Source organism: Streptomyces sp. ICBB 8177 (assembly GCF_003144095.1).
Lineage (GTDB): Bacteria > Actinomycetota > Actinomycetes > Streptomycetales > Streptomycetaceae > Streptantibioticus_D.
Genome location: NZ_NSKH01000003.1, coordinates 321,018 through 345,755 on the forward strand (window position 1 = coordinate 321,018; position 24,738 = coordinate 345,755).

Consider the following 24,738-nt stretch of genomic DNA (forward strand, 5'->3'; position numbering starts at 1 on the left):
GACGGAGGCCCCGACCGCGCGCCGGGGCCCCGTCGCTGCGCCGGAGAAGCCGGCTCAGGCCGCCGCCAGTTCCTCCAAATCCTGGACCACCCGTGCCGGGGACGGCATCGACTCCATCGAGCGGCGCAGGGACTGTGCCGCGGTCGTGTAGGACGGCTCCGTCAACAGGGCGCGGATCGAGTCGCGCAGCAGCGGGACGTCCGCCTGGGCCTGAGCCGTGTCCAGCGTGATGCCCGCCCCGGCCGCCGCCAGGCGGTCGCCCGTGGTGAACATGTCCAGCAGCTCGGGCAGCGCCAGTTGCGGCACGCCGGCCGCGGTCGACGTCATCGCCGTACCCGCGCCGCCGTGGTGGACGATCGCGTCGCAGGTCGGCAGCAGCAGGTGCAGCGGCACCGGCTCGATCAGCCGCACGTTGCCGGGCAACCCCTCCAGCGCACCGTGGTCCGCCGCCGGCACCGTCGCCAGCACCTCCACGTCGTCCATGCCCTCGAACGCCGACAGCACCGTGGCGACGTGCCGCGGGCCGTTGAGCAGGATCGCCCGCGAGCCCAGCGAGACCACCACCCGGCGGCCCTCCGGCTTCTCCAGCCGCAGCCACTCCGGCATCAACCCCGGCCCGTTGAACGGCACATAGCGGATGGGGACGCCCGGGGTCGCGTCGGCCAGCCGCAACTCCTCCGGCACCGGGTCGAGCAGCACCGTGGGGTCGGGCAGGCCGGGCAGGCCGAGGCGCTCGCACGTGCCCTTCAGACCGAGCCTGGCGTGCGGCCGCGCCGGGGTGGATATCGGGTCCAGGCCCCAGCGGTGGTGCACCACCGGCACGCCGAGCACCCCGCCCACGATGAGCGAGGTGAACTCCAGCATGTCGGACAGGATCAGGTCGGGCCGGTAGGCCCGCGCGAAGTCCAGGTACTCCGGCAGCAGGTACTTGGCGTGCACCACCCACGCTCTGGCACCGCTCGCCATCTCCTCCGGCTTGGTCCGGCCGCGCACCTCGATCATGCGCTTCGTGGTGCCCGTCATACCGCCGGTGAGCATGTCACCGGCCCGGTACGGGTCGCCCAGGGCGACGGCGTTCAGGCCCGCGGACTCGACGGTCGGCACGACGTCGGGCTGGACCGCGGCCAGCACCTCGTGCCCGGCCGCCCGCAACGCCCAGGCCAGCGGCACCTGCGGGGTGAAGTGGGTGGATACGGGGGTGTTGAACATCAGGACGCGCATCGGGATCTCCCTCGGGGGATGCGGGGTTCACGGTTGCTCGAGTTCGATTACGGGGGCCGCAACGGCGAAGGCGCCCCGCCCCGGGGTGCTTCCTGGGTGCGGGGCGCCTTCGACAGCGGGGTCAGGCCGCCTGGATCGCCTCCGTGTCGGTGGACGCCAGCGGCGCGGCCGACTGCTGCGGCGCCTGCTCCTCCTCCTCGCCGACGGGGTCCAGCCGTACGTCGGGGATGAGGAACGCCAGGCCCAGCGCCACCACCATCAGCCCGGCCGCCACCAGGAACGTCAGCGACGTCGCGGAGGCGTAGGCGGGGGCCACCTTGTCGTGCGGGGCGCCGGTCAGGCCGCCGGGCAGCAGGTGGCCCAGGCGGTGGTTGAGGATCTCGCCCAGCACGGTCGTGCCGAACGCGCTGCCCAGCGTCATGAAGAACCGGGTGCCCGACGTGGTGACGCCCAGCCGCTCCGGAGCCGCCGCCGCCTGCACGGTCTGGAGCACCACCTGCACCACGCCGCCGAGCCCGAAGCCCAGCAGCACCAGCAGCCCGCTCACCTCAAGCGTCGAGGTGTGCGCGTTCACCGTGCCGAACAGCGCCAGCGCGGCCACCGCCACCACGCTGTTGACCAGCAGCACCGGCTTGAAGCGCTCCAGCCGCGTGATGATCTTGCCGGAGGTGAACATGACCGCGATGACGCCGGCCGCCATCGGCACCAGCCGCACGCCCGCGCCCTCCGCGGTGACGCCGCGGGTGATCTGGAGGTAGGTGACCACGTAGACCGGGACCGCCAGCACCGCGAAGCCGCCGATGAACTGGAGCGGCGCGCCGACCCGGAAGACCGGCTCACGGAAGAGCGACAGCGGCAGGATCGGCTCGGCGACCCGGGTCTCCCACCAGCCGAAGACCACCAGCAGCGCGACGCTCGCCGCCGCGTAGCCGATCAGCTGCGGCGAGGTCCAGCCGTACGTGCTGCCGCCCCAGCGGGCGACCAGCAGCAGGCCGGTGGCGCCCGCGGTGACCAGCGCGGCGCCCAGCAGGTCGACGCGGTGCTCGGTGCGCCGGGCCGGGATGCGCAGGGTGGCGAGGGTGATGGCGATGGTCAGGATGCCCAGCGGCAGGTTGACGTAGAAGATCCAGCGCCACGACAGGTGCTGGCACAGGAATCCGCCGAGCAGCGGGCCCACCACGATGCCGAGGGCGACCACCCCACCGCCCATGCCGGAGCCGCCGGCCCGTTCGCGCGGCGGCATCAGCGTGGCCAGGATGATCAGCGTCAGGCTCATCAGCCCGCCGCCGCCGAGGCCCTGCACCGCGCGGAAGGCGATCAGCTCGCCCATGTTCTGCGCGAATCCGCACAGCGCGCTGCCGCCGAGGAAGGCGGTGATGGCGAACAGGTAGACCCGCTTGGGGCCGAACATGTCGCTGAGCTTGCCGTACAGCGGCTGGGTGGCGGTCGCCGACAGCACGTACGCGGCGATCAGCCACGGCAGCCTGCTCAGGCCGTGCGCCGGGTCGAGGTCCTTGGCGATCGGCCAGGCGGCGGTGGAGACGATGTTCTCGTCCAGGAGCGACAGCAGCATGGCCGCGAGCGCCCCGAGCGAGAAGATCTGGATCTGTGATTCGGTCATCCCATGGGCGGGTGCGGCATCGTCTGCCGCGGCGACCTGCTTGCTGCCGTCGCTCATGCTGGCGGTCCTCCGTGGGTGGGTCGGTGCGTGTGTCGCACGCGGCCGGGGACGTGGCCGGGTGCGGGGGGCGGGGCCGGGCGCGCGACGCCGGCGTCCCGTCAGGCGGCGACGTCGGTACGGGCGGCGCGCGCCCCCACCAGCCGCTCCAGGTCGGTGACCACCTCCGCCGGGGTCGGCATGGCGGCCATGGTGTCGCCCAGTCCGCGCGCCGAGGCGCCGAAGTCGGGCTCGTCCAGCAGGCGTTCGACGGCCGCCCGCACGGTCGCGGGGTCGTCCTGCTCGGCCGCGGTGTCAAGACCGAGCCCGGCGCCCGCCGCGGACACCCCGTCGGCGAACGCGAACTGGTCCATGATCTGCGGCAGTACGAGCTGCGGCAGCCCGTACGCGGTCGCCGTCATCGCCGTGCCGCAGCCGCCGTGGTGGACCACCGCGTCACAGGAGTCGAGGAAGAGGGTGAGCGGCGTCGGCTCGACGACGCGGACGTTGCGCGGCAGCGTCCCCAACTCGCCCTGGTGCGCGGCGTCCACGGTGAAGACCACCTCGGTGTCCGCCAGGCCGTCCACCGCCTCCAGCAGGTGCCGCAGCAGCGTCATACCGCCCAGCACCAGCGTCTGGCCGCCCAGCGTCACGCACACCCGGCGCGCGGTCTCCTTGCGCGCCGCCCAGTCCGGCCGGGTGCCGCCCCCGTTGAACGGCACGAAGCGGATCGGCGAGCCGGGCTCGGCGGTCTCGTGCTGAACGGCCGGCGGGCACGGGTCGAGGATCAGGTCGGGCCGCGGCACCCCGTCCATTCCATTGCGCCTCGCCAGGCCGCCGAGCATGAACTCCGCGGCGGCGCGCACGGTGTGCGACAACGGGTCGACGCCCCACCGGTGCCGTACCGCGGGGACGCCCAGCGCGCCCGCGACGACCAGCCCGGCGAACTCCAGCTCCTCACCGACGACCAGGTCGGGCCGCCACTGCCGGGCGATCTCCAGGTAGCGCGGGACCATGTAGCGGGCGTGCCCGGCGAAGACCTTGCAGCCCATCGCGAGGTCCTGCTCCTTGGGCCGGCCGAGCAGCTCCAACGGGCGTCTGCCGGGCGGCAGATAGGGCAGCAGGTGGTCGTTGGTGTGGAACCACGGGCCGACGATCGCGGTGCCGAGGCCGGCGGCCCTCGCCGTCGCCTCCACGTCCGGCTGCCCGACCACCAGCACCTCGTGCCCGGCGGCCCGCAGTGCCCAGGCCAGCGGCACCATGGGGACCATGTGGGTCGCCACGGGCGTCGTCGTCATCAGTACGCGCATCCGATGCTCCTCGAGACTGTCGGGGACGGGAACGGCAGTCGGGCCGGGCCCGGGGGTCGTGGGTCTCGGGCCACGAGGGTGACGGGCCCTCGTCGAGCGCCCCTCGCGCTTGCCTGGAGCGCCCGCGCACGCCCCCCGAGCCCGCGCGCCCCTGAGCCCGGCGCGCCCCCTGAGCCCACGCCTCCCGAGCCCACGCCTCCCAGAGCCCACGCGATCGCCGCTCCCGCACGCGGAAGGCGGGGCCCACGCCTGCGCGTGGACCCCGCCCGTGGTGTCCGGCCGATGGCGGGCCGGCTCAGCCCTTGCCGCGCTTCACGACCTTCAGCACACCGGCGATGATCGCGACGGCCACGAGGGCGATGATGATGTGGGTGATGTTCATGGGATGACTCCTGTCGGTGCGGTGGTGGTCGGCCAACTGCTGCTTGCAGTACGGGAGTTGCAGAGCTTCGGCGAGGTCAGGCGGCCAGCGGGCCGGCCTCGGCCTGGCCGGCGCCCTGCGCGCTCAGCACCCGCCACAGGGCGGCGGGCGTCGCGAAGGTCGCGCCGGTCAGGACCTCCTCGGGGAACTCCACCCCGTACTCACCCTCCAGCGAGACCAGCAGCTCGATGGTGGCGAGGGAGTCGAGTCCCGCCTTCTTCAGATCCAGGTCGGGGGTGAGCCCGGCGTCGCGGGCGGACGGCGGAAGGACCGCGGTCAGCAGGCGCGCGAACCGCTCGTCCCACTCGTGTGCCATGGGGGTTCTCCTTACGCGATGGTGGCGAATGGGTGGGTCACGGACGCCGTGGTCAGGCGGCCTGGGCGGTCAGCCGTCCGCGCAGGGTCTGCCGGTCGGTCTTGCCGTTGGGGGTCAGCGGGAGGGCGCCCAGCACCCGGCACTCGGCCGGCACCTTCGCGTCCTCCAGGCGGTCCTTGAGGCGTTCGATCACCTCGTTCGGGTCCAGCGAGGTCACCGCGAACAGGGTCAGGTCGAACCCGTCGCCCGGCGGTATCGCGGCGGCCGCCTCGACGCCCTCGATGTCCAGCGCGGCGCTCTCGATCTCCAGGGAGCTCATCCGCACCCCGCGCCGCTTGAACAGGTCGTCGCGCCGGCCCTGGAAGTAGACGTGGCCGTCGGCGTCCATGTGCCCGTAGTCACCGGTGTGCAAGGTGACCTCGCCGGTGACCGGGTCGGGCCGGAAGCGCTGCGCGGTGATCTGAGGCGCCCGCCAGTAGCCCGCCATGACGTGCGGCCCGCGCACCGCGATCTCGCCGATCTCGCCGGGCGGCAGGGCGCGCCCGTCCTCGTCGAGGATCAGCACCTCGGTGCCGGGCAGCGCCGGGCCGACCGAGCCGGGCTTGGCCAGGTCGCCGTCCGGGGTCAGCACGGTGATCCGCTTGCACTCGGTGGTGCCGAACATCGGGGAGACCTGGGCCGCGGGGAAGGTGCGCCGCAACGCCTCGATGACCGGCGCGGTCAGCGCGGCACCGGTGTTGGTGAACAGCCGTACCGCGGCGGTGCGCCTGTCACGGCCCGCGAGCCGCAGCAGCATCTCGGCGAGCGACGGCACCACGGGCACGATCGTCACGCCGTGGTCGTGCAGCGTGCTCAGCAGCCGCAGGTGGCGGTCCGGCTCGGTCAGCACCACCTGGGCGCCGGCGATCACCGACAGGAAGACCTGGTAGAGCCCGTAGTCGAAGGACAGGGGGATGGCGACCAGCACCACGTCGTCGGAGCGGTAGCCCAGCACGGCCTGGATGGCGCGGGCCGCGAAGACGATCGGGCGGTGCGGGCTGACCACGGCCTTCGGCGCCGAGGTGGAGCCGGAGGTGTAGATCAGCAGGCCCAGGTCGTCGGGGGTGACGACGGCCTCGGCCGCGTCCCGTCCTGCGCCGAGCAGCGTCTCCACCTCGGCCCACAGCGCGCCCAGTTCGCGCACCGGGCGGTCGGTGAGGCCGGCGAGCAGCGCGGTGTCCTCGCCCTGGCCGATGACGAGCGCCGGGTCGCTGTCGGCGGTCACCGACTTCAGGTGGAAGGACTTCATGGCCGGGTTGACCGGCACGAAGACGGCGCCGTGCCGCAGGGTGCCGAAGAGCATCGCCACGAACTGCCGGGTGTTGCCGACCCGGGCCAGCACGCGCTCGCCGCGCCCGACGCCGCGCGCGTCCAGCCAGGCGGCGAACGCCCTTGAGTACGCGTCGAGTTCGGCGTACGTCCAGGTGCCGGCGCGGTCGCTGACGGCCGGGGCGTCCGGGCGGGCGGCGACGGCGGCGGCGAGCAGGTCGCCGACCGTGACGTCGGCGGCGTCGCTGCCGGAGGGGGTCGGGGTCTCGATCGCGGTCACCATTGGGGCACCTCGTTGATCTCCAGAACGGCGACGGTGCAGGTGTACCCGGCGCCACCGCCGAAGAGCATCACCTTGTCGCCCGGCTCGACGGCGCGGGTGTCGATCAGGTGGGCCAGGCCCGCCGCCCAGTCGCCTGCCCCGATGTGGCCGGTGGTGCGGCCGTAGTCCCAGGTGGTCTGCTCCTCGGTGACACCGATCAGGTGGTGCACCTGGTGGTCGCCCTTGCGGCGGCCGGTGTTGGGGGTGACGACCCGGGCCAGGTCGGCGGTCTCGATCCCGGCGTCGGCCAGCGCCTCCTTCTTCGCCTGGAGCATGACCCGGGCGATGCGCAGCACGATCTCCTTCTCGTCGCCCGCCTCCATGTACTCGTGGCTGCGCCTCGTCAGGTCGATACCCTCGGCGGCGGCCGGCGAAGCGGACAGGAACGGCTGGTCTCCACGGGCCAGCCCCTCCAGGGAGTTGTCGGCGACGGTCGCGGTGGACAGCAGCCGGGCGAAGCCGCCCTGGCTGGAGACGACCACGGCGGTGCCGCCGTCCCCGTAGGTGCTCATGTCGTGCAGCTCCCAGCGGTTGACGCCCGGCGCGGCCCAGCGGTCGGCCGTGGTCAGCATGACCGCGCTGCCGCCGCGCAGGCCCGACTTCAGGTGCGCGGCGGCCAGTTCGACGCCGCTGACGCCGACGTTGCAGCGCTGCTGCACGTCGAGCGCGGCCACCGAGCGGCCCACCGTGCGGGCGGCCACGTAGGAGGCGGTCGGGTAGATGTCGAGGCCCTGGAACCACAGGCTGCCGTGGATCAGCAGGCTGAACTCCTCGGGTGCCACGCCGGAGCGCTTGAGCGCCGACTCGGCTGCGTACACGGCCATGTCCGGCGGCGCGACATCTTCCGCCTGGAGCACCGACTGGTAACCGAAGGTCTCGTACCGCTCGGCCGTGTACTTGCCCTCGCGCACGGCATCGGCGGCGGAGACAGGCTCCGGCAGCCAGGTGCCCACCGCGGCGACGTGGATGTCGTCCCAGCGCATGACTCTCCTCCCGTTAGGGCCCGTGGGTCCGGTGAGCCGATCGTGACGGCCGCACCTGGAGGGGTCCTGGAGCCCGGCTACAGCGCGGGCGGCGCCCGCCTGACCGCCGGTCCAGCGGGCGTCGAGCCAGGCCCCCCAAGGTGTGCCGACCACACGCGAGACCGGTGTCCAGGAGGAGTCAGATGAACGCGAGCCAGCGGCGACAGGGCGGCGGACCGCTCGACTTCGGCGTCTTCTTCTTCGCCGCGGTCGGCGACCAGGCGGGGGAGACCTACCGGCTGATGCTCGACTGCGCGCGCCGCGCCGACGAGCTGGGCCTGGCCTTCGTCTCCACCCCGGAGCGCCACTTCCACCGCTTCGGCGGCGCCTTCCCCAACCCCGCGGTCTCCTCGGCCGCGATCGCCGCGGTCACCAGCCGCGTGCAGATCCGGGCCGGCAGCGTCGTCACCCCGCTGCACCCGACCGCCCGCGTGGTCGAGGACTTCGCGATGGTCGACGGCATCTCCGGCGGCCGCACCGCCATCTCGGTGGGCTCGGGGTGGAACGTCAACGACTTCGTACTCGCCCCCGAACAGTACGAGGGCCGCCGCGAGCGCATGGTCGCCGACGTGGACGCGATCCGCGAGGCGTGGCGCACCGGCAGCTGGACCGGGCCGGACCCGCTCGGCAAGGAGGTCACCCTGAGCGTCTTCCCGCGTCCGGTCCAGCGCGAGCTGGAGATCTGGGTGACCGCCTCGCGCAGCGAGGGCACCTTCCGTGAGGCGGGCCGCCTGGGCTGCAACATCCTCACCCACCTGGAGAACCAGGACCCCGAGTCGCTGGCGGAGAAGGCCGCGATCTACCGCGCGGCGCGCGCCGAGCACGGTTGGCAGGGCCCGGGGAAGATCACCGTGATGATGCACACCTACCTCGCCGAGGACTCCGGCGAGGCGCGGGCGACCGGCGGCGGCTGGCTGCGCGACTACCTGCTGACCGCCATCGACCTGGAGTCCAAGGCGGTCACCGCCGGCGGCCGGATGAGCGGCGGCAAGCAGGGCCGCGACGTGCTGGCCGCCCAGGCCGCGCAGCGCAAGCTCGCCGAACTCGGCGTCAACCGCTACCTGTCCGGCAACTCGCTGATCGGCTCGCTGGACGAGGCGACCGCCACCGCCGAGCGGGTGCGCGCGGCCGGCGCCGACGAGATCGCCTGCCTGGTCGACTTCGTGGGCGACTCCTCGCAGGTGCTCTCCTCGCTCGACCTGGTCGGCGAACTGCGGCAGCGCTTCACCGGCGACGCGCCCGCCGCCCCCGCCGCGGCCTGATCCCCGACGACCCCGCCACGTACGACGTCACGAAAGACACCGACCGACGACAAGGACCCACCCATGCCGACGATCCTGGCCGTCTCCGGCAGCCCGTCCCCGTCCTCGTTCACCCAGGAGGTGCTGGGCCTGGCCGCGCGGCGGCTGCGGGGCCGCGGGCACCCGGTGGACACCCTGCGGTTGCGCGAACTGCCCCCGGCGGAGCTGCTGGCCGCCGACACCGAAGAACCCGCGGTGCGCGACGCCGTCGACCGGCTGCTCGCCGCCGACGCCGTGCTGCTCGCCAGTCCCGTCTACAAGGCCGCCTACTCCGGGCTGCTCAAGGCCTTCCTCGACCTGCTGCCGCAGTACGCGCTGGAGGGCAAGGTCGTCATGCCGCTCGCCTCCGGCGGCTCGATGGCGCACGCCCTCGCCGTGGACTACGGGCTGCGGCCGGTGCTGGCGTCCATGCGGCCGGTCGCCATCACCGACGCCGTCTTCGTGCCCTCCGACGCGGCCGTGCGCGGCCCCGACGGGCGCCGCGAACCCGACCCCCTGACCCGCGCCCGGCTGGACGACGTGACCGACCGGTTCGAGGAGCTGCTGACCGCGGTCACCTCGGCCGAGCGGGACGCCCAACCCGCCGCACCCCGCGCCGCCGCCTGAACGGCCGCGCCCGGCACGGCGGTTCGAGGGTTTCTCCACCGCCTGCCCTCATGGTCCGACCGCGACCGGCACGGACCGGGACATCCGGCCCCTGTCGTCCACGAACCGTACTGAACATGGTGAGACATGGTGAGAGAGGAGTTTCCGATGAAGGCTCTGGTGCTGTCCGGCGGCACGGGTACCCGGCTGCGGCCGTTCAGCTATTCGATGCCCAAGCAGCTCATCCCGATAGCCAACAAGCCCGTGCTGGAACACGTGCTGGAGAACATCCGCGACATCGGCGTCACCGACATCGGCATCATCGTCGGCGACCGGGAGCCCGAGATCGCGGCCGTCCTCGGCGACGGCGAGGAGCTGGGCCTGCGCCTGACCTACCTGCGCCAGGACGCCCCGCGCGGCCTCGCGCACTGCGTGCAGATCGCCAAGGACTTCCTGGGCGACGACGACTTCGTGATGTACCTGGGCGACAACATGCTCCCGGACGGCATCACCGGCGCCGCGGAGCGCTTCCGCGAAGTGGGCCCGGCCGCGCAGGTCGTGGTGCAGCGGGTCGAGGACCCCCGGGCGTTCGGCGTCGCCGAGGTCGGGGACGAGGGCGTCGTGAAGCGTCTCGTCGAGAAGCCGCAGCAGCCGAAGAGCGACCTGGCGCTGATCGGCGTCTACTTCTTCACCTCCGCCATCCACGAGGCCACCGACGCCATCGAGCCCAGCGCCCGCGGTGAGCTGGAGATCACCGACGCCGTGCAGTGGCTGGTGTCCTCCGGCGCCGACGTGCGCGCCCAGGAGTACACCGGGTACTGGAAGGACACCGGCAAGGTCGAGGACGTCCTGGAGTGCAACCGGGAACTCCTCGACCACCTCGTGCGCGACGTCGAGGGCCAGGTGGACGACGAGAGCGTGCTGATCGGCCCGGTCGTCGTCGCCCCCGGCGCCCGCATCGTGCGGTCCTTCATCGAGGGCCCGGCGATCATCGGCCCCGACAGCCTCGTCGAGGACTCCAGGATCGGCCCGCACACCTCCATCGGCGCGCAGGTCTCCCTGGTCGGCACCCACATCGACTACTCCATCGCCCTGGACGGCGCCTCGGTCAGCGGCGTGCACGCGGTGCACGGCTCCGTCATCGGCCGCTCGGCCGCCGTCAGCAGCGGCGACAACTCCACCCGCAAGCACCGGCTGGTCGTCGGTGACCACACCCGGATCGAGGTCGCGGCATGAGGCTTCTCGTCACCGGCGCCGCCGGATTCATCGGTTCGCACTACGTGCGCACCCTGCTCCAGGACGGCTACGCCGGCTCCGAGGGCACCCGCGTCACCGTGCTGGACAAGCTCACCTACGCGGGCAACCGGGAGAACCTGCCGGCCTCGCACCCGAGGCTGGAGTTCGTCCAGGGCGACATCTGCGACGCCGACCTGGTCGACGAACTGCTGCCCGGCCACGACGCGGTGGTGCACTTCGCCGCCGAGTCGCACGTCGACCGCTCGGTGGAGTCGGCCGCCGAGTTCGTGCGCACCAACGTCGGCGGCACCCAGACGCTGCTGGACGGCTGCCTGAGGACCGGGGTCAGCCGCTTCCTGCACGTGTCCACCGACGAGGTCTACGGCTCCATCGAGGACGGCTCGTGGACCGAGGAGTGGCCGCTTCAGCCCAACTCCCCTTACGCGGCCTCCAAGGCGGGCTCCGACCTGATCGCCCGCGCCTACTGGCGCACCCACAAGCTGGACGTGTCGATCACCCGCTGCTCCAACAACTACGGCCCGTACCAGCACCCGGAGAAGCTCATCCCGCGCTTCGTCACCAACCTGCTGGAAGGCAGCCAGGTGCCGCTGTACGGCGAGGGCGCCAACATCCGCGAGTGGCTGCACGTGGCCGACCACTGCCGGGCGATCCACCTGGTCCTCACCAAGGGCCGCTCCGGCGAGGTCTACAACGTCGGCGGCGGCAACGAGCAGACCAACCGCCAGATCACCGAGCGGCTGCTGGAGCTGACCGGCAACGACTGGTCCTCCGTGGTGCGGGTCGCCGACCGCAAGGGCCACGACCTGCGCTACTCGCTGGACGAGACCAAGATCCGCGAGGAGCTGGGCTACGCGCCCGAGGTCACCTTCGAGCAGGGCCTCGCCGAGACCGTCGCCTGGTACCAGGACAACCCCGGCTGGTGGAAGCCGGTCAAGAACGAAGGAGAGCAGGGATGACCGGCGCGCGACGCGAGCGGCCGCAGGTGCTGGTGGTCGGCGCGGGACCGGTCGGGCTGACCGCGGCCCACGAACTGACCCGGCACGGCGTGCGGGTCAGGCTGGTCGACGCCGCCGAGGGGCCCGCGGTCACCAGCCGGGCGCTGGCCACCCACGCCCGCACCCTGGAAACCTACGACCAGATGGGCGTCGTCGACGACCTGCTGCCGCGCGGGCAGCGCGTCGAGCACTTCACGCTGCACCAGAACGGCCGCCGCCTGATCCGCTTCGACACCGATTACAGCGAGCTGCCCACCCGCTTCCCGTACACCCTCATGGTCGACCAGGTCGTCACCGAGGAGGTGCTGCGCACCGCGACCGCGCGGCGCGGCGTGGAGGTCGAGTGGAAGACCAGGCTGACGGCCTTCCACGACACCGGAGACGGTGTGAGCGCCGAACTCACCCACGTCGACGGCACGGTGGAGACCGTCACCGCCGACTGGCTGGTCGGCACCGACGGCGGCCACTCCACCGTCCGCAAGACCCTCGGGCTGCCGCTGCACGGCGACAGCAGCGAGACCTGGCTGATCGCCGACGCGGTCGTGGAGTGCGAACTGCCGCGCGACTCCATCCACTGGATGCGCACACCCGAGGGCACCGTGATGCTGGTGCCGTTCCCCGACCCGGGCAAGTGGCGGCTGCTGGACACCCGCGACGCGAGCTACGACGGCGACGACGAGGCGGTCGCGGCGCGCTTCGCCCGCAAGATCAAGGCGGGCATCGGCGTCGAGGTCACGGTCGAGCCGCCTACCTGGGTGTCGGTCTTCACCATCCAGCAGCGCATGATCCCGACCATGCGCTCCGGCCGCTGCTTCGTCGCCGGCGACGCCGCCCACGTGCACAGCCCCGCCTCCGGACAGGGCATGAACACCGGTGTCCAGGACGCCTACAACCTCTCCTGGAAGCTGGCCTCGGTCATCCACGGGCAGGCCGACGGCACGATCCTCGACACCTACAGCGCCGAGCGGGTGCCCGTCGGCGCGAGCCTGCTGGCCTCCACCCGGTTCGCCACGATCCTGGTGCAGTTGAAGAACCGGTACGCGGCCGCCGCGCTGCGGGCGCTGTTCACCTTCGTGCGCTCGGTGCCGCCGCTGAAGTCGAAGATCGAGCGCAAGATCATGGGCGGCATGTCGGCGCTCGACCTGCGCTACGAGGCGAGCCCGCTGTCCCTGAGCGACGGCGTGCCCGAGGACGCGGTCGTGCCGCCGGGCTCGCGCGCCAGCCGGGTCACCACCGCGGGGGCCGTGCGCTCCAGCGGCTGGCGGGAGTTGCTGGCCGAGTTGCGGGAGAGCGGCTGGACGCTGCTGGCCTGCGGCCGCGAGCGGGACCGGGTGGCGCTGCGCGAGATCGCCGAGGGGTACGAGGGCGTGGTGCGGGTGCGTGTGGTGGGCGACGAGCAGGTGCCCGGCGCGCTCGCCGACCCGGAGGGACGGCTGCGCGAGGAACTGGGGCTCGCACCGGGCAACTGGCTGCTGATCCGCCCCGACGGCTACGTCGCCGCGTCCGGCGCCGACCTGGCGACCGCAGGACCGCGGCCGGCGCTGGAGAAGCTGGGCCTGCGCCGCCCTTCCGCCGCGCGTCCCGAGGCGACGGACCGCGGTGACCGGCCGGTGACGGCCGGCGCCCGCTGACCGTTCCCCACCATCCGAGAACAGTCCCCGAGATCAGTCCCCCGAGATCAGGACACCGCATGGACATCGTGGGAAACGGCTTCCTCGCCCGGAGTCTCGCGCCCCTATCCGACCGGCACCACGACACCGTCGTCCTCGCGGCGGGAGTGTCCTGGGCGAGCGGCACCTCGGCCGCCGACTTCCAGCGGGAGTCGGACCTGCTGGCCGAGGTGGCCGCCCGCTGCGTGGCGACCGGCCGCCGCCTGCTGTTCTTCTCCACCTCCTCCAGCGGCATGTACGGCCGGGTGACCGGCCCCGCGACGGAGGACGCCCCGGTCGTGCCCTGCACCCCGTACGGCCACCACAAGCTGGCGATGGAGCGGCAGTTGGCCGCCTCAGGAGCCGATCACCTGGTGCTGCGGCTCGGCCACCTGGTCGGCCCCGGCCAGCCGCCGCACCAGCTGCTGCCGATGCTGGTCAGCCAGATCCGGGCCGGCCGGGTGGAGATCCACCGCGGCGCCGCCCGCGACCTGATCGCCGTCGACGACACCGTGACCGTCATCGACCACCTGCTCGCCCGGGCCCCGCACGGCGAGGTGGTCAACGTCGCCTCCGGCAACGCGGTCCCGGTCGAACGCATCGTCGATCGGCTGGAGCGCCGGCTCGGGACGCGGGCGCGGCGCGAGTACCGGGACGCGGGCGCCCGGCACACCATCTCCACCCGCAAGCTGCGAACCCTGGTGCCGGAAGTGGCCGGCCTGGGCTTCGGACCCGACTACCACCTGCGGGCCATCGACGCCTTCCCACTGGATCCGGACCCGAGCGCGGCTCAGGCGCCGCTCGAGTCCCGGCTGTCAGCCTGAGGCGCGCGAGGCCCGTGCCGCGTGCCGAGACCGCGCCACGTGCCCGATACTAGGAGACCCCCATGACGAACCCCGCGACGGCAGGCGGCCCGGCGCGCCCGGATCCTTCGCCGTCGAGCCAACTGGTCACCGCGCTGCGCCCGTTGGTCATCGACGTGGCCGTTCCGACCGCCCTCTACTACGTCCTGCACGACGGAGCGAAGTTCAGCTCGGTCGACTCCTTGATCCTCAGCGGCGTCGTCCCCATGGTCCGCACCGTCTTCGGCCTGCTCAGGGAGCGCAAGGTCAACGGCCTGGCGCTGCTGATGCTCGTGGTGACCGTCGCGGGCGCCGGGATCAGCGCGATGACCGGCAGCGCGCGGCTGATGCTGGCCAAGGAGTCGCTGGGCACCGGCGTGATCGGGCTGGCCATCGCCTGGTCGGCGTTCACCCGCCAGCCGCTGATGACCAACGCGATGCGGCCGATGATGACCAAGGGGGAGGCCCGCAAGGAAGCCGCCTGGGAGCATCTGCGCGCCACCTGCCCGGCGTTCCGCCGCGGCATCTCCAACGTCAGCCTGCTGTGGGGGCTCGGGCTGCTCGGCGACTGCGTGCTGCGGGTGATCGGCGCGTACACCCTGCCGGTGGACACCATGGTGTGGATGTCCACGGTGATCCTGGTCGGCGCGGTGCTGGTCCTGATGGTCGGCACCGGCAAGGTCTCCGACCACGCCGAGCGTCTGCTGCTCGCCCACGTCGAGGACGACGCACGGCGCGAGGCCGGTCGGGAGCGGGACGGCGGGCCCGCCGTCCACGCGCACCCGGCGCCCTGGCCGTCCCGTCACCAGGACGGCGCGGCGGCCTAGCCGAGGGACGGATCGCCGACCGGCGCCGCACCCCCGCTGCGGTCCCGGCCGGCGCTCACGTCTGCGGACGAGACGAGAGAGGTACGTGTGGCCGTGACTGAAACGACAGTGAGAGCGGTGGTGGTGTTCGGGAGTACCGGCTTCGCCGGGCGCCACCTGTGTGCGGCCTTCGAGGCCACCGGCCACCGGGTCGTGCGGGTATCCCGCCGGGAGACCGGCCGCGACGGGATCGCGCTGGACCTGGCGGCCGCGTCGCCCGCCGCGATCGCCGGCCTGCTGGCCGCCACGAAGCCGGACGTCGTGATCAACTCGGTGGGTGCCGTCTGGGGGGTGACGGAGGATCAGATGACGTTGCTGAACGCCGAGTTGCCCGCGAAGCTGGCCGAGGTTGCGGCCTCGTTGCCGCGCCCGCCCCGGGTGGTGCACCTCGGCTCGGTGCACGAGTACGGGCCGGTGGCGCCCGGCGTGACCGCCTCGGAACAGCTCGCGCCGCGACCCGACAGCGGCTACGGCCGCACCAAGCTCGCCGGCACCCGGGCCCTGCTGGCCGCCGCCCGCGACGGCCTGCCGGAGGTGGTCGTGCTGCGGGTCTCCAACATCCTGGGTCGCGGCGCCCCGCCGGACAGCCTGCCCGGCACGGTCGCCCACCACCTGGCCGCCGCCCGGGCCGAGGTCGCCGCGGGCCGCCCCGCGCCCGCCCTGCGGCTGTCCCCGCTGATGTCGTTCCGCGACTTCGTGGACGTGCGCGACGTGTGCGACGCGGTGCTGCACTCGGCCAGGGGCGTCCCCGGCGGCGCCCCCGGCACCGTGCTCAACGTGGCGCGGGGCGAGGCGGTCGCCGTGCGCGAGCTGGTGCACCGGATGGTGGAGCTGTCCGGCATCCCGGTCGAGGTCGTCGAGGAACGCGCCTGCGACAGCGTGCGCGGCACCATCAGCGGCCAGCGCTACGACATCAGCGCGGCGCACCGCGCGCTCGGCTGGCGTCCACGCCGCCCGCTGGACGTCACCCTGCGCGACATGCTGCGCCGGCCGGTGGCCCGGTGAGCGCGATCCGGTGTCGAGGGGCGTTCGAGCCCCGGGGTGCAGGGTCTGGCGTGACGGGCGCGGGCACCGTGCCGAACCGATCACGGAGGTAGTTCGATGAGCGACCACAGGGCGCTTGTGCTCGACGAGGTGCGCAAGTACCACCAGGAGCAGCGCGACACCCGGCCGTTCGAGCCCGGTGTCACCGAGATCTGGCCGTCCGGCGCGGTGCTGGAGGAGGAGGACCGGGTCGCGCTCGTGGAAGCCGCGCTCGACATGCGGATCGCGGCGGGCGTCAGCTCCCGTCGTTTCGAGTCGCAGTTCGCCCGCCGCCTCAAGCGCCGCAAGGCCCATCTGACCAACTCCGGCTCGTCCGCCAACCTGCTGGCGATGTCGGCGCTCACCTCGCACCAGTTGGAGGACCGCCGGCTGCGCCCCGGCGACGAGGTGATCACCGTCGCGGCGGGCTTCCCCACCACCGTCAATCCCATCCTGCAGAACGGCCTGGTGCCGGTCTTCGTCGACGTCGAGCTGGGCACCTACAACACCACCGTCGAGCGGGTGCAGGCGGCGATCGGGCCGAAGACCCGGGCCATCATGATCGCCCACGCGCTCGGCAACCCGTTCCCGGTCGCGGAGATCGCCGAACTCGCCGTCGAACACGAGCTGTTCCTCATCGAGGACAACTGCGACGCGGTCGGCTCGCTCTACGACGGGCAGCTCACCGGCACCTTCGGCGACATGACCACGGTCAGCTTCTACCCCGCGCACCACCTGACGATGGGCGAGGGCGGCTGCGTGCTCACCTCGAACCTGGCGCTGGCCCGCATCGTGGAGAGCCTGCGCGACTGGGGCCGGGACTGCTGGTGCGAGCCGGGCGAGAGCAACAAGTGCCTCAAGCGCTTCAACTACCAGATGGGCACGCTCCCGCAGGGCTACGACCACAAGTACATCTTCAGCCACGTCGGCTACAACCTGAAGGCCACCGACCTTCAGGCCGCCCTGGGCCTGACCCAGCTGGCCAAGCTCGACTCGTTCATCGAGGCCCGCAAGGCCAACTTCCGCAGGCTGCGCGAGGGCCTGGAAGGCACCCCGTACCTGCTGCTGCCCGAGGCGACGCCGAAGAGCGACCCGAGCTGGTTCGGCTTCGTGCTCACCGTCGAGCCGAACGCGCCCTTCTCCCGGGCCGAGCTGGTGGACTTCCTGGAGGACCGCAAGATCGGCACCCGCCGCCTGTTCGCCGGCAACCTCACCCGCCACCCGGCCTACGTCGACCAGCCGCACCGCGTCGTCGGCGACCTGACCAACAGCGACATCATCACCGACCAGACCTTCTGGGTGGGCATCTACCCCGGTCTGACCGAGGAGATGATCGACTACATCGCCTCCTCCGTCCGGGAGTTCGTCGCCTCCGCGGGTCTGGCCCGCACCGCATGAGCGCGCCGCGCCCGAGCGCGCGCCGCACCCCGGTGTACCGCACGCCCCACCACCCCCGCACGGAAGGACGCCGTCCATGGATCTCGGCCTGACCGGACGCGCCGTCCTGGTCACCGGCGCCACCGGAGGCATCGGCCGCGAGATCGCCCGCGCCTTCCATGCCGAGGGCGCGAAGGTCGCCGTCGCCTACCGCAGCGACACCGAGGCCGCCCAGAAGCTCTCGACCGAACTCGGGGCGGCCGACGACCGCGCCTTCCCGGTGCCGTACGCGCTGGACGAGGCCGGCTCGCCGGAGCGGGCGGTGGCGGCGGTCGAGGAGCGCTGGGGCGGCCTCGACGTCCTCGTCGTGGGCGCGGTGCGCTACGGCAAGCGGCGCGAGCGCGGCACCCGCTTCGAGGACGTGCCGGAGTCCGAGTGGCGCCCGGTGCTCGACGACAACCTCGCCCCGGCGATCCGCACCGTGCAGTGCGCGGTGCCGGGGATGCGCCGGCGCGGCTGGGGGCGGATCGTGCTGATGTCCTCGCACAACGCGCTCGACGGCAACCTCGGCCAGGAGTTCTACGGCGCCGCGAAGGCCGGACTGCACGGGCTGGCCCGCAGCCTGATGTGGGACCTGGGCGACAGCGGCGTGCTGGTCAACGTGGTCTGCCCCGGGCTGACCGCGACACCGGCGGTGCTGTCCCGGCTGCCCGCGGCCGTGCGCGACCGCGAGTCCGGGGCGACCCCCACGGCCCGGCTGAGCACCCCCGAAGAAGTCGCCCGCTCGGTGGTGTTCCTGGGCTCGGGGGCCAACGGCAACATCACCGGCGAAGCGCTGACGGTTGCGGGCGGCAGATGACATCGCGGCGGACCGCGCCGCGCGTCACCAGGGCACCGGCCCGGCGCGCGGCGGGCCGCCGACCCACCAGGGAGGGACCACCATGACCACTTTCGCCGCACCGCCGGCTTCCCCGCTGCTGACCGCCCGCGACGACGCCGGGCTGCCGGCCCGCTTCGCCCGCTCGGCGCAGACCACCCGCGGGGTGCACCTGAAGACCGAGGACTTCGCCGCGTGGCTCGCCGCCCGCGGCCGGGCCAACGTCTTCAAGGTCGAGAAGATCCCGTTCGACGAGCTGGACGGCTGGTCCTTCGAGGACGGCACCGGCAACCTGGTGCACCGCAGCGGACGGTTCTTCACCGTCGAGGGCATGCGCGTCACCAGCGACAGCGGGCCGTACCGCGAGTGGCACCAGCCGATCATCAAGCAGCCCGAGGTCGGCATCCTGGGCATCCTGGTCAAGGAGTTCGACGGGGTGCTGCACTGCCTGATGCAGGCCAAGATGGAGCCGGGCAACCGCAACCTGCTCCAGCTGTCGCCCACCGTGCAGGCCACCCGCTCCAACTACACCAAGGTCCACCAGGGCGCCGACGTGAAGTACATCGAGTACTTCCTGCGCCCCGAACTCGGCCGGGTGCTCACCGACGTGCTCCAGTCCGAGCACGGCTCGTGGTTCTTCCACAAGTCCAACCGCAACATGATCGTCGAGGCGCACGGCGACGTGCCGCTGCACGACGACTTCTGCTGGCTCACCTTCGGCCAGATCAGCGAACTGCTGCACCAGGACAACGTGGTGAACATGGACTCGCGCACCGTGCTGTCCACCGTTCCCATGGGCCCCGAGGGGCCCCGGCACTTCGCCGCCGACGGCACCTTCGACTGGGCGGTGGACGGCTCGTTCGCCGCCGCGCTGGACCGCGCGCGCACCCCGGACGCGGGCGCGCTGCACTCCGACACCGAACTGCTGTCGTGGTTCACCGCCCAGCGCTCCGCCCCGGACGTGCACGCGGAGCGGATACCGCTGGCCGGCCTGCCGGACTGGACCCGAAACGAGCGGCGCATCAGCCACGACCAGGGCCGCTTCTTCGACGTGGTCGCGGTCAAGGTCGAGGCGGGCAGCCGCGAAGTCGCCCGCTGGACGCAGCCGTTGATCGAGCCGGTCGGCACCGGGGTGTGCGCGTTCCTCGCCCGCTCCATCGAGGGCGTGCTGCACGTGCTGGTCAACGCCCGCGTCGAGGGCGGCTTCCTCGACACCGTCGAGCTGAGCCCCACCGTGCAGTGCACCCCGGGCAACCACGACGGCCTGCCGGAGGCGGACCGCCCGCCCTTCCTGGACCTGGTGCTGGGCGCCGAGCCCGCCCGGGTCCGCTACGAGGCGGTGCACTCCGAGGAGGGCGGCCGCTTCCTCAACGCCGAGGCCCGCTACCTCGTCGTGGAGGTCCTCGACGGTGAGCCGGGCGCCGAACTCGACCCGCCGGAGGGCTTCCGCTGGGTCACCCCCGGTCAACTGGCGTCTTTGGTGCGTCACGGCCACTACGTCAACGTCCAAGCCCGTACGCTGCTTGCCTGCCTCAACGCGATGGGAGGGGGCAGGAATGCCTGAGCTGATCGACGACGGGCCGGGGAACGGGACTCCCCGGCCCGTCCGGATCGGCGTGCTGGGGTGTGCGGACATCGCCCGGCGCCGGATGCTGCCCGCGTTCGCGGCGGCCTCCGGCGCCGAGCTGGCGGCGGTAGCCAGCCGCGACGGCGCCAAGTCGCGGGATACGGCGGCCCGTTACGGCTGCGCGGCGGTCACCGGCTACCCGGCGCTGCTGGAACGCGACGACGTCGAGGCGGTCTACGTGCCGCTGCCCATCGCGCTGCACGCCGAGTGGGTCGAGGCGGCGCTGCGCGCGGGCAAGCACGTGCTGGCGGAGAAGCCGCTCACCGACGACCCGGCGGTCACCCGCGAGCTGCTGCGGCTCGCCTCCGAGCGCGGACTGGTGCTGGCGGAGAACGTGATGTTCGTGCACCACGCCCAGCACGCCGCCGTGCGCAAGATGGTGGCCGACGGCGAGATCGGCACGCTGCGCTCGTTCTCGGCCTCCTTCGCCATCCCCGAACTGCCGCCCGGCGACATCCGCTACCGGCGCGACCTGGGCGGCGGCGCGCTGCTCGACGTCGGCCTGTACCCGGTGCGCGCCGCACTGCACCTGCTGGGCCCCGGCCTTCGGCTGCTGGGGGCCGGGCTGTACGCGGAACCGGGCCGCGAGGTGGAGACCTCCGGTGCCGCGCTGCTGACGACGCCGGGCGGCGACGTGATGGCGCAACTGTCCTTCGGGATCGGCTACGCGTACCGCTCCGCCTACGAACTGTGGGGCAGCGAGGGCCGCATCCGCGTCGAGCGCGCCTTCACCCCGCCCGCCGACCACCACCCGGTGCTGCTGGTCGAGCGGCCCAGCGGCACCACCCCGGTCGTGCTCGACCCCGACGACCAGGCGGTGGCCACGGTCACCGCGTTCACCCGGGCCGTGCGCGACCCGCGGCGGAGCGCGCCGGACGCGGCCGTCTGCGCCGAGCAGGCCGAACTGCTCGCCGCGATCCAGGCGTACGCGGCGCGGGCCCCGCACGAGGCCGGGGCGCGCCGCTGAGCCACCGAGGGCGCCACCTGGGCGGTTCAGCCACCGGGCGGGCGCCCTCGGGCATGCCCGCGCGCGGCTTGCGGCCGCCGACCCCCGCTCAAGCGGTCCGCGAGGGAGCGCGCCCAACCTGGCCCGGCCGCGCGGCAGACCACGACCGCCCGGAGGGAAGGAAGCACATGAGCATCACCGACGACCGCCCCCGTACGAGCGGTCAGACCGCAGCCGAGACCCCCGCCCCGGCCGCCCCCGCCGACGCCCGCGCCCGGGCCGCCGAGCTGGAGCTGATCCGGCGCGACGTCGAGCGCGGCCCCAGCGACCGCGCGACCGAGGCCCAGCACGCCAAGGGCAAGCTCACCGCCCGCGAGCGGCTGGCCCTGCTGTTCGACGAGGGCACCTTCACCGAGGTCGAACCCCTGCGCAGGCACCGGGCCACCGGTTTCGGCCTGGAGGCGAAGAAGCCGTACACCGACGGCGTCGTCATCGGCTGGGGCCAGGTCGACGGCCGCCCGGTCTTCGCCTACGCGCACGACTTCCGCATCTTCGGCGGCGCGCTCGGCGAGGCGCACGCCCAGAAGATCCACAAGATCATGGACATGGCCGAGGCGGCCGGCGCGCCCGTGGTGGGCCTGTGCGACGGCGCCGGCGCCCGCATCCAGGAAGGCGTCACCGCGCTCGCCGGCTACGGCGGCATCTTCCAGCGCAACGTCCGCAACTCCGGTGTCATCCCGCAGATCAGCGTGATGCTCGGGCCCTGCGCGGGCGGCGCGGCGTACTCACCGGCGCTGACCGACTTCGTCTTCATGGTGCGCGGCACCTCGCAGATGTTCATCACAGGACCCGACGTCGTGCAGGCGGTCACCGGCGAGCAGATCAGCCAGGACGCGCTGGGCGGCGCCGACGTGCACGCCGAGACCACGGGCGTGGCCACGTTCGCCTACGACGACGAGGAGACCTGCTTCGCCGAGGTGCGCTTCCTGCTGTCGCTGCTGCCGTCCAACAACCGCGAACTCGCCCCGGCCGTCGCCACCGACGACCCCGCCGACCGGCGCAACGACGTGCTGCTCGACCTGGTCCCGGCGGACGGCAACCGCTCCTACGACATCAAGAAGGTCATCGAGGAGATCGTCGACAACGGCGACTTCTTCGAGATCCACGAGCGGTGGGCGCCCAACCTGGTCTGCGCGCTCGCCCGGCTCGACGGCAAGGTCGTCGGCATCGTCGCCAACCAGCCCAGCTCGCTCGCCGGCGTGCTGGACATCGAGTCGTCGGAGAAGGGCGCCCGCTTCGTCCAGATGTGCGACGCCTTCAACATCCCGCTGGTGACCCTGGTCGACGTGCCCGGCTTCCTGCCCGGCGTCTCCCAGGAGCACGGCGGCGTGATCCGGCACGGCGCCAAGCTGCTGTACGCGTACTGCAACGCCACCGTCCCGCGCATCCAGCTCATCCTGCGCAAGGCGTACGGCGGCGCGTACATCGTGATGGACTCGCGCTCCATCGGCACCGACCTGTCGCTGGCCTGGCCGACCAACGAGATTGCGGTCATGGGCGCGGAGGGCGCGGCGAACGTGGTCTTCCGCCGCGAGATCGCCGCCTCCGACGACCCCGAGGCCACCCGGGCGGCCCGCATCGAGGAGTACCGGCGCGAGCTGATGCACCCGTACTACGCCGCCGAACGCGGCCTGGTGGACGACGTGATCGACCCGGCCGAGACCCGCTCCCGCCTGATCGGCGCGCTCGCGGTGCTGCGCGCCAAGCACGCCCCCCTGCCCAGCCGCAAGCACGGCAACCAGCCGCAGTGAGTGAGGAATCCACCGATGGACGCTGACATCCGCATCGTTCGAGGCAGCGCGAGCGCGGAGGAACTGGCCGCGGTGACCGCGGTCCTGCTCGCCGCGGCGAGAACCCGCGCCGCGGCCCCCGCGTTCCAGGAGCCGGCGGGCGCCACCATCCTGCGCTGGCCCGGCGCCGACCGCGCCCACCGCCCCGCGGGCACCTGGCTCACCACCCCGGCCCCGCACTGGCGCCACGCGGCCTGACGCCCACCGCCGCCCGGCCCGCCCCCGCCCCGAACTCCGTTCTCCGCAGCGGGGGTTGGCCGGAAACCGTCGATTTGGCAGGCTCGTCCTCGTACAGTCGGCCTCATGGATGCCGATGTGATCGTGGCCGGGGGCGGGCCGGTGGGGCTGATGCTCGCGTGCGAGCTGACGCTGGCCGGGGTGGACGTCATCGTCGTCGAGCGTCTCACCGAGCCCGATACGACCATCAAGGCCGGCGCCATCAACGCCCCGACCATCGAGGCGTTCTACCGCCGCGGTCTGCTGCCCGCGCTGCGCGAGGCGCAGGCGACGCAGCGCGAGCGGTTCGAACGGTTCATGCGGCAGCGGCCGGCCGGTGCGCCGGGCGGGCTGCCGCCCCGGCCGCTCGGCCATTACGCGGGCATCATGCTCGACGGCTCGCTGGTCGACGACCGCGACCCCGACTTCACCGACCGCGGCCCGATCGAGGGCATCGGCATGGTCCCGCAGCAGGACGTGGAACGGATCCTGGGGGAGTGGGCCGGACGCCTGGGTGTGGACGTGCGGCGCGGCATCGCGGTGGCCAACTTCGACTACGACGAGGAGGGCGTCACCGTCGCGGTGGAGGGCCCCGGCGGGACGGGCTCGCTGCGGGCCGGGTGGCTGGTCGGCTGCGACGGCGGACGCAGCACCGTGCGCAGGCTCGCCGCGTTCCCCTTCCCCGGCACCGAGGGGCAGATCACCGGCCACCAGGCGTTGGTCGAGATGACCGGCGACGAGGAACTGCGCCCCGGCTGGAACCGCACCGACACCGGCGTCTACGTCAACGGCCCGCTGCCCGGACGCATCCTCACCGTCGAGTTCGACGGCCCGCCCGCCGACCGCGAGGCGCCGGTCACCGCGCAGGAGTTGCAGACCAGCCTGCGCAGGGTCTCCGGCGTGCCGGTGAAGATCACCGCGGTGCGCAGCGCCACCCGCTTCACCGACAACGCCCGCCAGGTGTCCACCTACCGGCTCGGCCGGGTCCTGCTCGCGGGCGACGCGGCCCACGTCCACTCGCCGTTCGGTGCCCAGGGACTCAACCTCGGCATCGGCGACGCGGTCAACCTCGGCTGGAAGCTCGCCGCGACGGTACGCGGCCGGGCGCCCAAGGGCCTGCTCGACACCTACACCGCCGAGCGCCACCCCATCGGAGCCTGGGTGCTGGACTGGACCCGCTCCCAGGTGCTGCTGATGCGGCCGGACGCGCACTCCCGGGCGCTGCGCTCGGTGGTCGCCGACCTGATGGCGACGCCGTCGGGGACCACGTACTTCGTCAAGCGGATCTCGGGCGTCTGGCACCACTACGACGTCGCCCCGCGCGAGCGGGAGGAGCCGGGAGGGCGGGACGGGCGCGAGGAGCGCGGGGAGCAGGTGACCCCGGGCGGACCCGCGGAGCCCGCCGTCTGCGCCGGGGCCGGCGCGTTGCTCGGCCGCAGCGCGCCCGACCTCGTCCTCGCGGACGGCACCCGGCTCGCCGACCACTGCCACGACGGCCGGGCCCTGCTGCTCGACCTGGCCGACGACCCCGCGGTGCGCGAGGCCGCCGCCGCTCACGCGGACCGTGTGAACCTCGTCACGACGACCTGCGAGGCGCGGCCATGGCTGAACGGCCTGCTGGTCAGGCCGGACGGCGTGGTCGCCTGGGCGGGCGGGCCCGCGCTGGGCGACGCGCTGGAGAGGTGGCTCGGTCCCGCGCTCGTGTGACCCGCCGCCGCCGGGTCCCGTGGTCCTGACCACCCGCTGGCAT

General features: G+C 73.1%; 22 protein-coding genes. 15 read left to right on the top strand and 7 right to left on the bottom strand.

Annotated elements, in window-relative coordinates; all coding sequences use genetic code 11:
• Positions 1–54 precede the first annotated feature (54 nt).
• From CK485_RS04385 to CK485_RS04410, 7 genes are all read right to left on the bottom strand, one after another.
• Entirely contained in the window at positions 55–1,221 is a 1,167-nt protein-coding gene (locus CK485_RS04385; protein WP_109447097.1) for a nucleotide disphospho-sugar-binding domain-containing protein, read from the bottom strand.
• Positions 1,222–1,342: 121 nt separating this feature from the next.
• Positions 1,343–2,899: an MFS transporter gene (locus CK485_RS04390; protein ID WP_109447099.1), complete on the bottom strand. Its 1,557-nt coding sequence runs from the start codon at positions 2,897–2,899 to the stop codon at positions 1,343–1,345.
• Positions 2,900–3,000: 101 nt separating this feature from the next.
• Complete coding sequence (locus CK485_RS04395) at positions 3,001–4,188, bottom strand: nucleotide disphospho-sugar-binding domain-containing protein (RefSeq protein WP_109447101.1); 1,188 nt, start codon at positions 4,186–4,188, stop codon at positions 3,001–3,003.
• Positions 4,189–4,483: 295 nt separating this feature from the next.
• Positions 4,484–4,606, bottom strand: a complete 123-nt coding sequence (locus tag CK485_RS30020) for a hypothetical protein (RefSeq protein WP_275124587.1) — start codon at positions 4,604–4,606, stop codon at positions 4,484–4,486.
• Positions 4,607–4,646: 40 nt separating this feature from the next.
• The gene (locus CK485_RS04400) at positions 4,647–4,925 is read right to left on the bottom strand and encodes a phosphopantetheine-binding protein (RefSeq protein WP_109447103.1); all 279 of its coding nucleotides are present in this window, start codon (positions 4,923–4,925) and stop codon (positions 4,647–4,649) included.
• A 52-nt stretch (positions 4,926–4,977) separates the two neighbouring features.
• On the bottom strand, positions 4,978–6,516 hold the full coding sequence (locus CK485_RS04405; protein ID WP_109447105.1) for an AMP-binding protein: 1,539 nt from the start codon (positions 6,514–6,516) through the stop codon (positions 4,978–4,980).
• Complete coding sequence (locus CK485_RS04410) at positions 6,510–7,538, bottom strand: ketoacyl-ACP synthase III family protein (RefSeq protein ID WP_109447107.1); 1,029 nt, start codon at positions 7,536–7,538, stop codon at positions 6,510–6,512. Before CK485_RS04410 ends, CK485_RS04405 begins: the two co-directional genes overlap by 7 nt.
• A gap of 182 nt (positions 7,539–7,720) precedes the next feature.
• On the opposite strand from CK485_RS04410, the gene CK485_RS04415 reads away from it, so the two are divergent.
• The 15 genes from CK485_RS04415 (at position 7,721) to CK485_RS04485 (ending at position 24,695) form a co-directional block, all read left to right on the top strand.
• On the top strand, positions 7,721–8,839 hold the full coding sequence (locus tag CK485_RS04415) for a MupA/Atu3671 family FMN-dependent luciferase-like monooxygenase (protein ID WP_109447109.1): 1,119 nt from the start codon (positions 7,721–7,723) through the stop codon (positions 8,837–8,839).
• Between the two features lie 63 nt (positions 8,840–8,902).
• Complete coding sequence (gene ssuE, locus CK485_RS04420) at positions 8,903–9,484, top strand: NADPH-dependent FMN reductase (RefSeq protein WP_109447111.1); 582 nt, start codon at positions 8,903–8,905, stop codon at positions 9,482–9,484.
• A gap of 147 nt (positions 9,485–9,631) precedes the next feature.
• A complete protein-coding gene (locus tag CK485_RS04425) occupies positions 9,632–10,699 on the top strand; it encodes a glucose-1-phosphate thymidylyltransferase (RefSeq protein WP_109447113.1) in 1,068 nt (355 codons plus the stop codon).
• On the top strand, positions 10,696–11,676 hold the full coding sequence (gene rfbB / locus CK485_RS04430) for a dTDP-glucose 4,6-dehydratase (RefSeq protein ID WP_109447115.1): 981 nt from the start codon (positions 10,696–10,698) through the stop codon (positions 11,674–11,676). The genes CK485_RS04425 and rfbB overlap by 4 nt, the downstream gene beginning before the upstream one ends.
• Entirely contained in the window at positions 11,673–13,346 is a 1,674-nt protein-coding gene (locus tag CK485_RS04435) for an FAD-dependent oxidoreductase (protein ID WP_109447117.1), read from the top strand. The genes rfbB and CK485_RS04435 overlap by 4 nt, the downstream gene beginning before the upstream one ends.
• A 59-nt stretch (positions 13,347–13,405) precedes the next feature.
• Positions 13,406–14,188: an NAD-dependent epimerase/dehydratase family protein gene (locus CK485_RS04440; RefSeq protein WP_109447119.1), complete on the top strand. Its 783-nt coding sequence runs from the start codon at positions 13,406–13,408 to the stop codon at positions 14,186–14,188.
• A gap of 62 nt (positions 14,189–14,250) precedes the next feature.
• Complete coding sequence (locus CK485_RS04445) at positions 14,251–15,033, top strand: VC0807 family protein (protein ID WP_109447121.1); 783 nt, start codon at positions 14,251–14,253, stop codon at positions 15,031–15,033.
• 93 nt (positions 15,034–15,126) lie between these two features.
• Entirely contained in the window at positions 15,127–16,077 is a 951-nt protein-coding gene (locus CK485_RS04450) for an NAD(P)-dependent oxidoreductase (RefSeq protein ID WP_158288157.1), read from the top strand.
• A gap of 96 nt (positions 16,078–16,173) precedes the next feature.
• Complete coding sequence (rfbH, locus tag CK485_RS04455; RefSeq protein ID WP_109447125.1) at positions 16,174–17,493, top strand: lipopolysaccharide biosynthesis protein RfbH; 1,320 nt, start codon at positions 16,174–16,176, stop codon at positions 17,491–17,493.
• 76 nt (positions 17,494–17,569) lie between these two features.
• On the top strand, positions 17,570–18,331 hold the full coding sequence (locus tag CK485_RS04460) for an SDR family NAD(P)-dependent oxidoreductase (protein WP_109447127.1): 762 nt from the start codon (positions 17,570–17,572) through the stop codon (positions 18,329–18,331).
• Positions 18,332–18,413: 82 nt separating this feature from the next.
• Entirely contained in the window at positions 18,414–19,913 is a 1,500-nt protein-coding gene (locus CK485_RS04465) for an NDP-hexose 2,3-dehydratase family protein (protein WP_109447590.1), read from the top strand.
• Positions 19,906–20,943, top strand: coding sequence for a Gfo/Idh/MocA family oxidoreductase (locus CK485_RS04470; protein WP_109447129.1), 1,038 nt, complete (start codon positions 19,906–19,908; stop codon positions 20,941–20,943). The genes CK485_RS04465 and CK485_RS04470 overlap by 8 nt, the downstream gene beginning before the upstream one ends.
• 167 nt (positions 20,944–21,110) lie before the next feature.
• Positions 21,111–22,733 carry an acyl-CoA carboxylase subunit beta gene (locus CK485_RS04475; protein WP_109447131.1) on the top strand — a complete coding sequence of 541 codons (1,623 nt, stop codon included), beginning with the start codon at positions 21,111–21,113 and terminating at the stop codon, positions 22,731–22,733.
• 15 nt (positions 22,734–22,748) lie between these two features.
• Entirely contained in the window at positions 22,749–22,970 is a 222-nt protein-coding gene (locus CK485_RS04480) for an acyl-CoA carboxylase epsilon subunit (RefSeq protein ID WP_109447133.1), read from the top strand.
• A 105-nt stretch (positions 22,971–23,075) separates the two neighbouring features.
• Complete coding sequence (locus CK485_RS04485; RefSeq protein ID WP_109447135.1) at positions 23,076–24,695, top strand: FAD-dependent monooxygenase; 1,620 nt, start codon at positions 23,076–23,078, stop codon at positions 24,693–24,695.
• The last annotated feature ends 43 nt before the right edge of the window (positions 24,696–24,738 follow it).

What these genes read in the sequence shown, in the direction of transcription:
- ssuE (WP_109447111.1), top strand. Translation starts at nt 8,903, where the DNA reads ATGCCGACGATCCTGGCCGTCTCCGGCAGCCCGTCCCCGTCCTCGTTC.
- CK485_RS04415 (WP_109447109.1), top strand. Translation starts at nt 7,721, where the DNA reads ATGAACGCGAGCCAGCGGCGACAGGGCGGCGGACCGCTCGACTTCGGC.
- CK485_RS04400 (WP_109447103.1), bottom strand. Translation starts at nt 4,925, where the DNA reads ATGGCACACGAGTGGGACGAGCGGTTCGCGCGCCTGCTGACCGCGGTC.
- CK485_RS04440 (WP_109447119.1), top strand. Translation starts at nt 13,406, where the DNA reads ATGGACATCGTGGGAAACGGCTTCCTCGCCCGGAGTCTCGCGCCCCTA.
- CK485_RS04435 (WP_109447117.1), top strand. Translation starts at nt 11,673, where the DNA reads ATGACCGGCGCGCGACGCGAGCGGCCGCAGGTGCTGGTGGTCGGCGCG.
- CK485_RS04385 (WP_109447097.1), bottom strand. Translation starts at nt 1,221, where the DNA reads ATGCGCGTCCTGATGTTCAACACCCCCGTATCCACCCACTTCACCCCG.
- CK485_RS04465 (WP_109447590.1), top strand. Translation starts at nt 18,414, where the DNA reads ATGACCACTTTCGCCGCACCGCCGGCTTCCCCGCTGCTGACCGCCCGC.
- CK485_RS04460 (WP_109447127.1), top strand. Translation starts at nt 17,570, where the DNA reads ATGGATCTCGGCCTGACCGGACGCGCCGTCCTGGTCACCGGCGCCACC.
- CK485_RS04395 (WP_109447101.1), bottom strand. Translation starts at nt 4,188, where the DNA reads ATGCGCGTACTGATGACGACGACGCCCGTGGCGACCCACATGGTCCCC.
- CK485_RS04425 (WP_109447113.1), top strand. Translation starts at nt 9,632, where the DNA reads ATGAAGGCTCTGGTGCTGTCCGGCGGCACGGGTACCCGGCTGCGGCCG.
- CK485_RS04475 (WP_109447131.1), top strand. Translation starts at nt 21,111, where the DNA reads ATGAGCATCACCGACGACCGCCCCCGTACGAGCGGTCAGACCGCAGCC.
- rfbB (WP_109447115.1), top strand. Translation starts at nt 10,696, where the DNA reads ATGAGGCTTCTCGTCACCGGCGCCGCCGGATTCATCGGTTCGCACTAC.
- CK485_RS04410 (WP_109447107.1), bottom strand. Translation starts at nt 7,538, where the DNA reads ATGCGCTGGGACGACATCCACGTCGCCGCGGTGGGCACCTGGCTGCCG.
- CK485_RS04480 (WP_109447133.1), top strand. Translation starts at nt 22,749, where the DNA reads ATGGACGCTGACATCCGCATCGTTCGAGGCAGCGCGAGCGCGGAGGAA.
- rfbH (WP_109447125.1), top strand. Translation starts at nt 16,174, where the DNA reads ATGAGCGACCACAGGGCGCTTGTGCTCGACGAGGTGCGCAAGTACCAC.
- CK485_RS04405 (WP_109447105.1), bottom strand. Translation starts at nt 6,516, where the DNA reads ATGGTGACCGCGATCGAGACCCCGACCCCCTCCGGCAGCGACGCCGCC.
- CK485_RS04445 (WP_109447121.1), top strand. Translation starts at nt 14,251, where the DNA reads ATGACGAACCCCGCGACGGCAGGCGGCCCGGCGCGCCCGGATCCTTCG.
- CK485_RS04470 (WP_109447129.1), top strand. Translation starts at nt 19,906, where the DNA reads ATGCCTGAGCTGATCGACGACGGGCCGGGGAACGGGACTCCCCGGCCC.
- CK485_RS04485 (WP_109447135.1), top strand. Translation starts at nt 23,076, where the DNA reads ATGGATGCCGATGTGATCGTGGCCGGGGGCGGGCCGGTGGGGCTGATG.
- CK485_RS04390 (WP_109447099.1), bottom strand. Translation starts at nt 2,899, where the DNA reads ATGAGCGACGGCAGCAAGCAGGTCGCCGCGGCAGACGATGCCGCACCC.